Source organism: Streptomyces solincola (assembly GCF_002982015.1).
In the GTDB taxonomy this organism is placed as follows: domain Bacteria; phylum Actinomycetota; class Actinomycetes; order Streptomycetales; family Streptomycetaceae; genus Streptomyces; species Streptomyces solincola.
In genome coordinates, this window is the sequence record NZ_PVLV01000515.1 from 1 (window position 1) to 3,444 (window position 3,444).

At 76.7% G+C, this 3,444-nt stretch carries 2 protein-coding genes; both read left to right on the forward strand.

Going from position 1 to position 3,444, the window contains the following annotated elements:
• Positions 1-90 precede the first annotated feature (90 nt).
• Positions 91-537, forward strand: a complete 447-nt coding sequence (locus tag C6N75_RS26080) for an SSI family serine proteinase inhibitor (protein WP_105871333.1) — start codon at positions 91-93, stop codon at positions 535-537.
• Positions 538-707: 170 nt separating this feature from the next.
• Positions 708-3,444, forward strand: a 2,737-nt coding sequence (locus C6N75_RS26085; protein WP_146132681.1) for a PAS domain-containing protein, incomplete at its 3' end; no start/stop codon positions are given.

Below are 3,444 nucleotides of genomic sequence, written 5' to 3' on the forward strand. Positions count from 1 at the left end.
CGCCTGTGGGGGTGGCGCGTTAGTGGGGCGAGGGGGAGTGCCCGGGGCCACTGGGCGGCTCCCCGGGATCCACACCCCCCAGGAGTACGCATGCTGCGCCGTCTCGTCCTCATGTCCGCCGCGTCCCTCGCCGTGCTGGGCGCCGCCGCGCCCGCCGCACTGGCGGAGGGGGGCGGGCTGCCGCTGCCGCTGCTGGCGGGGCCGGACAAGCTGACCATCACCGTCGCCGACTCGGGCAACCCGGCCGCGGACGGCACCTTCGAGCTGGAGTGCGGGACGCGGACGGCGGAGGGGACGCACCCGCGGGCGAAGGGGGCCTGCGACCGGCTGAAGGAGCTGGCCGACGAGGGCCGCGACCCGTTCGCGCCGGTGGCCGAGGGCACCATGTGCACCATGCAGCACGGCGGCCCCGCCACCGCGCACATCACCGGCACCTGGCATGGCAAGGACGTCGACGCGCGGTTCTCCCGGGGCGACGGTTGCGAGATCGCCCGCTGGGACGCGCTGAAGCCGGTGCTGCCGATGGCCCGCTCGTAGCCGCAGGCGCGTCCCCGGGGCCCGAAGGGCTTGTGGCCTGGGCATATGCGGGCGGGAGCGGGCACGAGGAGGATCGTCGTTCGCGAACCCCCACACAACCGCCGTCGGGCCCCCATCACCAGCCCTTAGACTCCTTGTGCAGTGAAGGCCGAGCGGGAGGAAGCGTCGTCGTGAGCAGCAGGCCATCCCGAGGCGCTGCTCGCCTCGCAGCCATACTCGACGCCCTGCCGGACGGGCTGGTGCTCGTCAACTGCAACGGCACGGTGGTCAACGCCAACACCATCGCGCTGGAGATGTTCGAGGCTCCGGGCACCGCACTCGTCGGGCGGGGCCTGCTGGACCTGCTGCCGGCGTTCGACTCCCGGCTGATCCCAGGCTCGATGCGCCGGCCGGAGGCCGCGGACGCGCGCGGACGGACCAAGCCGGCCCGGATGGTGGCGCAGCGGACCGACGGCGGCGAGTTCCCCGTCGAGGTGACCAGCGCGAGCCTGGAGGACGGGCGGGAGGCCTACGACCCGTACGCGACCGGCGCCGGCTCTTCGTACACGGGTGACGAGCTGCTGATGCTCGTGGTGCGCGACCTGTCCGGGACCGTCGACACCGAGGCGGAGCTGGCCCGTTCGCAGCGGCAGACCGAGATGATTCTGCGGGCCGCGGCCGAGGGCGTCGTCGGCACCGACACCGACGGCCGGGTGGTGTTGGTCAACCCGGCCGCCGCCCAGATCCTCGGCTGGCGCGCCAGCGACCTCGGCGGCAAGGAGCTGCACGGGCTGATGCTGCACTCCCGCGCGGACGGCGAGCCGTTCCCGTACGAGGAGTCGCCGCTCGCCGACACGCTCCGCTCGGGCCGCAAGCACCGGGTGCGCGGACAGGTGGTGTGGGCCAAGGACGGCTCCCCGGTGCCGGTGGACCTGACCACCGCGCCGGTACGGGACGGGGACCAGCTCGTCGGCGCGGTGATGACCTTCACCGACCGGCGCCCGTACGAGGAGTTGGTGTCGGCGCACGAGGCCGCGGTCACGGAACTGACGGAGCGGCACGAGAAGGAACTGGCGGCGCTCACCGAGCGGCACGCGGCCGAGGTCTCCGAGCTGACCGAGCGGCATGTCACCGAGGTGGCCGACCGCAGCGAGCGGGACGCCGTGGAGCGGGAGCGGCGCGAGGAGGCGTACGCGGATCTCACCGCCCGGCACGATCAGCTCACCGCCGTTCTGGGCGGTTCGCTGCGCGGGCCGCTGGAGGAGCTTCGGGGCGAGCTGGGCACGCTCGCCGCCGATCCGGCCGGGCAGCTCTGGCCGGAGGCCAACCAGGTGCTGCACCACCTCGCCGCCGGGTACGCCCGGATGACGACGCTCGTCGACAACGTGCTGGGCTTCCAGCGGCTGGACACCGGGTCGGAGCCGCTGCGCAAGGGCGTGGTGCTGCTGGACGGGGTCGTCGCCGCAGGCGTCGAGGGCGCGGTGGAGCTGATCGGCCCGGGCCGCGCGCAGTTTGCGGTGCACGCGCCGCCGATCGCCGCCGAGGTGGACGGAGTGCGACTGGCGACGGCGCTGGCGCACCTGGTCGCCGACGTGGCGGGCGTCGACTCGACCGGACGGGCCCGGGCGGTGGCCGGCGGCGGCTACGCCGACTCGACCATCGTGGTGGCCGCGGCCCAGCGCGGTGACGTGGTCCGCATCGAGGTGCGCGGCCCGTACGCGGGCGGCGACCCGGTGCACGAGCCGATCGTGCGCGGCATCGTCCGGGCGCACGGCGGAGTGCTCCAGACGCACGAGGTACCCGGGATGCCCGGCAGTGCGTTCGTGCTGGAGGTTCCGGTGGGCCGGCTCGATGGTTCGCAGGGCGGGTTCGGCGAGTCCGGGCAGGCCGGCGGGTCCGTGGAGTCGGCGGTGGCGGCCATGGCTCCACTGGTGCCCGCCCAGCAGAACGGTGAGGGAAGCACTGGGGCCGCCGGCACCGGTACGGGCGGGGAGACGACGGTCGGTGGCGGGCGGCGCCGGGCGCGGCGCGCCTCGACGGACGCCTTCCTGGCGAGCCCGGTACGCGCCGAGGACCCGGTGGCCGCGGAGCCGACCGGCCGCCGGCGCGCCCTCGGGGACGACGCCGCGGCCGGCGCGGACGGAGCCTCCGGGGTCGTGGCGGCCCTGGCGCCCGCGGCGCCCACCGGTCGGCGGCGCGGACGGCCGAGCCCGGCCGAGGGCGCGGTGCGGACCGCCGCCGAGAGCGCGCAGGGCCGGCCGGCCCTCGGCGAGACGGTGCCGCCGCAGGGCGTGCCCATGGACGCCACGCCGGTGCCGGCGTCCGGGCGACGCGCCCGGCGGGACGGCGAGCGCGCTGCGCTTCCCGCGTTGCCGGCCGGCTCCGCCGAGCAGCACCCGGGTGAGGCCGCCGAATCCACCGGCCGTCGGGCCCGGCGCGCCCTGGGCCCGGCCCAGGAGCGACCCGCGCCCGATCCGGCCGCACAGCGCAGCCCCTTCGCCCTGCCGCCGGCCGACGCCGACCGACTGGCCCCGCCCGCTGCGGCCACGGTGGCCGAGGAGGATCGGAGCACGGAGCACGCCCGTGACGGGCTGGCGCCGCATGCCCCGTCGTACGGGGAGGACGTCCGGGCGCAGCAGCACCCGCCCGGCGACCCGACCCCGGCGGCGGCGCCCACCGGGCGCCGCCGGGCAGTCGGCGAGGGCGTCGCACGGCCGGAGACGGAGACGGAGGCGATGTCGGCTGCGGTGTCGGCTGCGGACCGGGGAGCGTCCGCGGACGGCGGCAGCGGTCACGGCCACGGTCACGACAGCGGCACTTCTGCGGGGGGTGTGGGCAGCGGCGGTACGGGGTCCGTTCCGCTGCCGCCGGAGGCGCCGACGGGTGCCGGTTCCGCCGACGGAGCCGGTGCCGGGGCGGGCGGCGCGC